Origin of the sequence: Ningiella ruwaisensis (assembly GCF_004798935.1) — a bacterium.
Taxonomy (GTDB): domain Bacteria; phylum Pseudomonadota; class Gammaproteobacteria; order Enterobacterales; family Alteromonadaceae; genus Glaciecola; species Glaciecola ruwaisensis.
This window is the reverse complement of sequence record NZ_RAHT01000002.1, coordinates 647,928-654,423: the sequence shown is the minus strand read 5'-3', so window position 1 is coordinate 654,423 and position 6,496 is coordinate 647,928. Positions and strand designations below refer to the sequence as shown.

The following is a 6,496-nucleotide window of genomic DNA, read 5'->3' as shown; positions in this document are numbered from 1 at the left end:
CTCCACTACACAAAAAACGCCTGTTACAAAGGCGTTATACCCTCGGAGGAATGCATGCCTCAGAAGATGTCTAAAGAAAAAGAAATCGAATTTCAAGAACTGTCAGAATTTTTAGATTTTTACGCTTCCTACATAGACAAAATTGATCCTCATGAACCTTTTCATCCAAGAAATTCCCTCCACGAATATGTAAGAATGATTGGTAAGTCAAAAGCCTTAATAGGGTTAAGGCAAGCGGTTAATGATAATCTGGAAGATTCTCTGCATTTTGACTCAAAAAAGTTAAATCAAATTGATAACGAGTTAGGCAAACGAGGTATTCCCACATTGTCATATTTTCGCAGAAAGTATTGGTCCAAATACAAAGGAATACTCAAAAGACGAATGATTAAAAATGAAACTGAATATTATTTGATCAATGGCCTACTATGTGGATTTGACAATAAAATTTCTGAAGACGAGAAATCAATATTATCGGAGATGGTAAGCTCTTATGAAGAGAGGGTATAACAAAAACCTAGAGCCACTCACTGTCGTTCGTTCGGACACATTACTTGTTGTGAATCCTGCATTTTCCTGCGTAAAATTATCGCAGAATTCACAACAAGCAATGCGCCGCTCAGGTCGGCGTTATACAGCTTGAGGCTAAAAATGAAATCGATGCATTTTTCAATATATTTAGGATTGCTTGCATCGCTAATTGGCTTGGTTACTTTCGTATTAAATTGGAATTTTTTTGATGTTATCGGAGGTCCTCTTCCCGGTTATCAAATATTCTTATTTCCAGGAAATCAGTCTCTAGTTTATATCTGGCATCCTCTTTTTACTGAAGAAATGGGGATGTATCAAAAACTAGGGCTCATGTTGTTTAGCCAATTCATGATTGTCGCAATCGTTGCAGAAATTATTCAGCGTTTAGTCAAGCGGATGTATTATGATGCTGTATAACAAAGACCTGATGGCAGTCGCTGGCGCGACTTCGGACACCCAATTTGTTGTGCAATTTGCATTTCGCTACGCTACATTATTACAAATTCCACAACAAATCGTGCGCCGCATAGGCTGGAGTTATGTTTCAAAGGAAAAATAGGCACATGGAGATTTTTGAATATCGAATAAAGCGAGTAAATTGTGGGCTCTTTAAGGGAGACGAAGAATTAAATAAAGTCCTGAAACACCACGGAGATAATGGTTGGGAGTTGATAAGTACGCATTACCACTGGTGGTCATCAGACTATGATCTTTTTTTTAAGCGTAAGATTCGGAAAAGTAATGACATATCAAATGTTTAACCAGTTTTACGCTTTGACACGGCACCTTAGAATCGTTTTGAGTGACGTCGAAGCAAGTGGTTGTTTTAAGTTAAAGAAACATAACAAAAGCATTTTGTCAGTCGCTGGCGCGACTTCGGACATTTTGCATTTGCTAAAACCTGCATTTCACTGCGTTCAAATTTTGCAGATTTTAGCAAATACAAACTGCCGCAAATGCTGGCGTTATATTGCATAAGGGCGCTTGAGCATGGAGCATTTTTCTTTTGTACATATGGAGAATTTAGATTTCGAGCAACTAAATAATTTAGAGCTCAGGTTTGAACAACAAGAGACAGTGGTTTTGGCTTCTGAAGTCGAATTATCTACACTAGTGAAATTATTTGGTTCGCGAATTAGAGAGATGTCGTCGCCATCAATTACGGATGTGAAAAAGTCTTTTACTATTGATGAGCATTTAATGCCTATGTCTGAGGATGACTTTGATGCTTTTTATTCCAATTGGCTTCAGCTTACAAAACGCGGTAATAATATGGACGAATATGGGCAATTACTCCATCTCAATTCATTTTTTCAAGCGCGAGTAAACCGAGCAGAAATGGTAATTTTAAGTGAAGCAATATAACACATATGAGCCTCTAGCCTGTCAATAACAAAAGAATATTCTTTGATCACTTTTTCAAGATCAATCTGATTCCTAGTATCAGGTTTGTTTACTTCGTCTGTCATGGTCGATGTTAAGCAGGTTGCTTACGTCAAACACATATAGAGGATCGTCTTACGCACATTTGCTGCCAATATGTTTGCATCTCCCTATGCATCATTGGGTCACTAGACATTCATCGGTTAACCTTCATCTGTCCTATTCAAAGTTACAAGGTTTATAGGTCCAGTTAGTTTCGGGCTCAGCGAAGGTGTAAGCAAAATCTGATAAAAGGGTATGTTGCGCGACAATGGCATGTCTAATCAAAGCGATTTGGTTAAGACATATTGGTATAGTTATCGAAGCTGCTAGTGGCAGATTGATGTGCGATAACAAGGTACTCGCCATTTTCCCAGTTAGACGATGAAGCTCATGCCATTGTGCGGCTTACCCGTTTAAAAACTTATCTTCATTAAATACCTGTTGGTTCTTTAGCATGAAATAAACACAGCGTCCTATTTTATGCGCCAAAGCGGATAGTGCTTTGGCTTTGCTCATTCGCTTTTGGAGTGTTTCAAGGTAACGCGTGGCTTTATCATTGCCTTTTAAATACAGAACGGCGGCTTCGCTGAATGCCCATTTTAAATGAGCATTCCCTATTTTGTTGCCCTGAGTGCCGTAGGTTTTACCCGCCGACTCTGCTTTACATTTAACTAATCGAGCATAAAACGCAAATTGCTGAACACGACCGAAGCGTTGTATATCACCCACTTCATATAAGATGGTAAGAGCCAGTATTTTACCAATGCCAGGGAAGGATTTTAGAATATGGAAGTCGCTACCCTTGTGATATTGGGCTTTGAGCTTCACGTAATGCTCGATTTTATAAATTTCATGCACCATGGTATCGATGATGTTGAGATTTAAGTCCATACTCTTTTGCACAGCCTCGTCAGGAAAGAAGTGGTGCATCCGCTCTCTGGCGGGGGAGTTTTGAAGGTTTAAACGTGTTTCTGGGGCGGGTAAATTATATTGACTGACGGTACTGGACACATGAGCCTTGAGTTGAGCACTCATACGCATGATGTGAGTACGCCTTCTTAATGCATCTCTGATAGAACGATGCTCTTTGGGGTAAGCATGGGCAAGAGGGAAGTTACCTCCACGAATGAGTTTAGCGATTTTAAGCGCATCGATTCTATCATTCTTAGTTTTACCTGCATGAATGGCTTTCATGTAAAGTGCATGACCAAGAATAAAATCAATCCCGTGCTCTTGGCAAAAATCCGACAGCCAATACCAACAGTGCATACATTCGACACCTATCACTACGGCACCAAGATAAGGTTGTAGCAAAGTGAATAGCTTTTCGGGCGAGTCATTTATTTTCTCATGCACGAGCACATTGTTTTCATTATCAATAATGCAGACATAGAGCAAACGCGTGTGTAAATCGATTCCACAATAGTAGGGATGTGTATTAATATAGAAATTCATTGAGTTTTCTCCGTCGGTTTGGTCGCCTATTAGGATAAACTCTGTTTATGCTAATTAGGAGGAGGCTCAATGAGTATCAAGGCGCTTCACTCGTTCCCTTCGGTCACTGGGACAAAAACACGTGGCGGCTTCGCCCATTTTGCCACGTGCTTTTGCCCGTTAGCTTAGCGTTAGGTGCTAAGTTTAGAAACAGGATTGATTAATGAGCATTTCAGGAAAGTCTGAAACTAAAGATTCAAAGTTTAACGCTACTTTATTTTTGTTTAAGACCATTTTAATGCTGGCGTTTATCGCATTTTTAGTTTTTTTCCTAGATTTACCGGGATTTGTAAAAATTCTCTTGGGTGTTTTTTCACTCTTTGTTTTAGCCCACGCTTATCAGGCATTTAGGAACTCCATTTTTTCTACGAAAGGTCTCCCCTTTGAAGAGACGGAATTTAATTTAAAAGCAGAAAGTGAGTCTGAAAATAAAAAAGAAAACACACCTATCTGCTATGCAGAAAGACTGAGAAAGTTGGAAGCCATATACTCGGAAGGGCTACTCACAAAAAAAGAGTACGAAGAAAAACGAAAGGATATTTTGGATGAAGACTGGGGCACCTAACAAGGCGTTTGACTCGCTTCGCTGGGACACGACGCGAGCGTCGCGCCCGTCAACGAAGCGTTATGTGCCCTTGCAATAGAGTTCGTCCCATTGAGATTCCATGACTATCACCTTAGAAGATATGAAGTTCTAGAAAACGGAAAGAAAATCCGTTTATTTCTGGCTTACGGATATCCCGAGCATGAAACTGATTGGTCTGAAATCACTTTTGATGAAGTTGTTTTGTATAACTTTACCCATACCACTTATTCAATCATTACAGATATTGAAGAAGTTTCAATTAACGCACTTGCATCGGATGAGCAAGGTAATCTAGAAAGCTGGCAGAGATTATATGGAGGCGAAATTTGGCAGGGAGATTTAAGCAGCACGATCAGATTCCTAGAGAAAAATAAATATAGAGGCTGGTATAATGATTCAGCTATTGGTTTTCATGGTTTTGTTATAGCACGGTGCGTTAGTGGCACATAACAAGAATTTCAACAGAGATGCCCAGCTCATGTCATGCCGCTTGCATTCGCAAGTGTGACGCCATAATCTGGTCACTCGTTAAACAGGCGTTAGAGCCACTATGATGAAGTCACCGTTTAGCCGTTTATCAAACGCACTCGAAAGTTCGCCAATCACGAAAGATGAGGCTAGTGCGCACGGTGCGGTAAGATGGTATGAGATGACAGCATTTTTGTTGATTATTCCGAGCTTAATTGTCTTTTCACCCGGATTTATTTTTGCGTGTTTGAATTTTTATCTTTCGAAGCTTGTAGCAAGAAGAAACAAATTCATTTCAGTAATCGGTGTAACTGCGGTGAATGTTGCATATTTGCTTATTTCGATTATGTATGACAATCCAAGCTTGAGAATTGCCGATTTTCCTTTATTTGTTGTTTTGTCCTTTCCTATTATGTTTTTTATCTCAGGATATTTGGCAATCTATTTTCAGTTTAAGGAGGGGAAAAGTGGCGGGCTCTAACAAGATCCTCGTGCCATTCGTTATCACTCATTCGGACACACAGTTAGTCGTGCAATTTGTATTTCGCTTCGCTACATTATTACAAATTACACGACTAACTGTGCGCCGCATAGGATGGCGTTATAGCTCTAGTAAAGCTGCGATTGACGGTACTAATATTTAGTACTATCATTGTCTAATGAAAAGAAAACATCAAAAGACTTTAGCTCTCATCTTTTCAAGACCTGTCAGTGGTAATATAAAGTGGAAAGATATCGAGCAACTATTTATTGAGCTTGGAGCTGAGATATCCGAGGCTGAGGGCTCTAGAATTGGTGTTAGGCTTTTTGGCGACAGACGCGTCTTTCATAGACCACACCCGTCTCCAGATACAGACAAGGGTGCGGTTAGCAGCGTCAGACGTTGGTTAGAGTCAAATGGGGTGAAACCATGAAAAATATCATGAACATAAATGGATACGATGCTGTTATCACGTACGATCCTGAAATAGAGATGTTTAGAGGTGAGTTTGTTAACTTAAACGGCGGTGCTGATTTTTATGCGGCCGACATTAAGGGTTTGCATGAAGAGGGTTCAACCTCCTTAAAAGTATTTCTTGAAATGTGTGAGGCAGATGGTGTATCACCTAAGAAAACCTATTCGGGTAAATTTAATGTTCGTATAAGTCCAAAACTACATGAGCACCTCGTTTTAAAAGCTTCTGCCACAGGAAAAAGTATAAATCAGATTGTTGTGGAATCGTTATCAAACAACGTCGGTAGCGAGCAATAACAAAACGATGAAGACGGACGTAGTATAAAAGCGGTATTACGCCGCTTATCGAAAGTGTTAAGTCTCCTCTCTATCCCCAAAGTACAGCTTGACATTGTAACCACATAGGTTACGATGCTGAGATGGTTGTTGATTTCATACATAAAGGTTTAGAAAAGTTCTATTCAAAGGGCGTTACCTCAGGTATTCAGTCAAAGCATCAAAAGAAGCTTAGATTAATTTTATCGAACCTTGATCAAGCAACATGCCCTGATGATATGGATCTGCCGGGACTGTATTTGCATCCACTGAAAGGAACTCGTAAGGGCATATGGTCAGTCAGAGTTAGTGGAAACTGGCGTGTTACTTTTAGATTCAAAGGCCAAAATGTTGAAATTGTTAATTATGAGGATTATCACTAATGTCTATGTATAACCCAGCGCATCCAGGAGAAATCTTGAAGGATCTCGTGATCGATTCGCTCGGTCTTACGATTACTGATGTAGCCAAGCATTTGGGAGTAAGCCGGAAAACGCTTTCAAAAATTTTAAATCGTAAGGCTTCGATCAGTCCAGAAATGGCAGTAAGACTCGAATTAGTATTTTCTAAGCCAAGTGCGGATCACTGGCTCAGAATGCAGAATGCTTATGACCTCTGGCAAGCGCGCCAATCGCAAGGCGAATTAAATGTATCTCCATATGAAAACGAAGCTGCTTAGGAAAGGACACTTAACAAGTCAATTAACAGAGATTATCAGTGCA

Annotated in this window: 12 protein-coding genes; 11 read left to right on the top strand and 1 reads right to left on the bottom strand. The window is 39.9% G+C overall.

The genetic code is table 11. The features are described 5' to 3' along the window. The 4 genes from D6V41_RS06335 to D6V41_RS06320 all read left to right on the top strand — a co-directional run. Nucleotides 1-510: hypothetical protein (locus D6V41_RS06335; RefSeq protein WP_206663238.1), on the top strand; the 510-nt coding region annotated here is incomplete at its 5' end. 141 nt (nt 511-651) lie between these two features. Beyond that, nucleotides 652-948 (top strand): hypothetical protein, encoded by a 297-nt coding sequence (locus D6V41_RS06330; RefSeq protein WP_136250621.1) that lies wholly within the window; start codon nt 652-654, stop codon nt 946-948. Nucleotides 949-1,070: 122 nt separating this feature from the next. Beyond that, a complete protein-coding gene (locus D6V41_RS18580) occupies nt 1,071-1,292 on the top strand; it encodes a DUF4177 domain-containing protein (RefSeq protein WP_136250620.1) in 222 nt (73 codons plus the stop codon). 229 nt (nt 1,293-1,521) lie between these two features. Then, the gene (locus tag D6V41_RS06320) at nt 1,522-1,896 is read left to right on the top strand and encodes a hypothetical protein (RefSeq protein WP_136250619.1); all 375 of its coding nucleotides are present in this window, start codon (nt 1,522-1,524) and stop codon (nt 1,894-1,896) included. A gap of 465 nt (nt 1,897-2,361) precedes the next feature. Here the strand turns inward: D6V41_RS06320 and D6V41_RS06315 are convergent, their stop codons facing one another. Further along, nucleotides 2,362-3,411, bottom strand: coding sequence for an IS110 family RNA-guided transposase (locus D6V41_RS06315; protein ID WP_136250618.1), 1,050 nt, complete (start codon nt 3,409-3,411; stop codon nt 2,362-2,364). A gap of 202 nt (nt 3,412-3,613) precedes the next feature. Between D6V41_RS06315 and D6V41_RS06310 the strand changes: the two genes are divergently transcribed. From D6V41_RS06310 to D6V41_RS06280, 7 genes are all read left to right on the top strand, one after another. Continuing rightward, entirely contained in the window at nt 3,614-4,015 is a 402-nt protein-coding gene (locus tag D6V41_RS06310; protein WP_136250617.1) for a hypothetical protein, read from the top strand. A 90-nt stretch (nt 4,016-4,105) separates the two neighbouring features. Then, nucleotides 4,106-4,486 (top strand): hypothetical protein, encoded by a 381-nt coding sequence (locus tag D6V41_RS06305; protein ID WP_136250616.1) that lies wholly within the window; start codon nt 4,106-4,108, stop codon nt 4,484-4,486. Between the two features lie 100 nt (nt 4,487-4,586). After that, the gene (locus D6V41_RS06300; protein WP_136250615.1) at nt 4,587-4,985 is read left to right on the top strand and encodes a hypothetical protein; all 399 of its coding nucleotides are present in this window, start codon (nt 4,587-4,589) and stop codon (nt 4,983-4,985) included. A 178-nt stretch (nt 4,986-5,163) separates the two neighbouring features. Beyond that, on the top strand, nt 5,164-5,418 hold the full coding sequence (locus D6V41_RS06295; protein WP_136250614.1) for a type II toxin-antitoxin system HicA family toxin: 255 nt from the start codon (nt 5,164-5,166) through the stop codon (nt 5,416-5,418). After that, nucleotides 5,415-5,756: a type II toxin-antitoxin system HicB family antitoxin gene (locus D6V41_RS06290; protein WP_136250613.1), complete on the top strand. Its 342-nt coding sequence runs from the start codon at nt 5,415-5,417 to the stop codon at nt 5,754-5,756. Before D6V41_RS06295 ends, D6V41_RS06290 begins: the two co-directional genes overlap by 4 nt. 122 nt (nt 5,757-5,878) lie before the next feature. Further along, nucleotides 5,879-6,157: a type II toxin-antitoxin system RelE/ParE family toxin gene (locus D6V41_RS06285; RefSeq protein ID WP_136250612.1), complete on the top strand. Its 279-nt coding sequence runs from the start codon at nt 5,879-5,881 to the stop codon at nt 6,155-6,157. Next, entirely contained in the window at nt 6,157-6,453 is a 297-nt protein-coding gene (locus D6V41_RS06280) for a HigA family addiction module antitoxin (RefSeq protein WP_136250611.1), read from the top strand. Before D6V41_RS06285 ends, D6V41_RS06280 begins: the two co-directional genes overlap by 1 nt. The last annotated feature ends 43 nt before the right edge of the window (nt 6,454-6,496 follow it).

Excerpts from the sequence above, each read along its gene's own strand:
- D6V41_RS06280 (WP_136250611.1), top strand. The coding sequence starts at position 6,157 with ATGTCTATGTATAACCCAGCGCATCCAGGAGAAATCTTGAAGGATCTC.
- D6V41_RS06320 (WP_136250619.1), top strand. The coding sequence starts at position 1,522 with ATGGAGCATTTTTCTTTTGTACATATGGAGAATTTAGATTTCGAGCAA.
- D6V41_RS06300 (WP_136250615.1), top strand. The coding sequence starts at position 4,587 with ATGATGAAGTCACCGTTTAGCCGTTTATCAAACGCACTCGAAAGTTCG.
- D6V41_RS06290 (WP_136250613.1), top strand. The coding sequence starts at position 5,415 with ATGAAAAATATCATGAACATAAATGGATACGATGCTGTTATCACGTAC.
- D6V41_RS18580 (WP_136250620.1), top strand. The coding sequence starts at position 1,071 with ATGTTTCAAAGGAAAAATAGGCACATGGAGATTTTTGAATATCGAATA.
- D6V41_RS06330 (WP_136250621.1), top strand. The coding sequence starts at position 652 with ATGAAATCGATGCATTTTTCAATATATTTAGGATTGCTTGCATCGCTA.
- D6V41_RS06310 (WP_136250617.1), top strand. The coding sequence starts at position 3,614 with ATGAGCATTTCAGGAAAGTCTGAAACTAAAGATTCAAAGTTTAACGCT.
- D6V41_RS06285 (WP_136250612.1), top strand. The coding sequence starts at position 5,879 with ATGGTTGTTGATTTCATACATAAAGGTTTAGAAAAGTTCTATTCAAAG.
- D6V41_RS06295 (WP_136250614.1), top strand. The coding sequence starts at position 5,164 with ATGAAAAGAAAACATCAAAAGACTTTAGCTCTCATCTTTTCAAGACCT.
- D6V41_RS06315 (WP_136250618.1), bottom strand. The coding sequence starts at position 3,411 with ATGAATTTCTATATTAATACACATCCCTACTATTGTGGAATCGATTTA.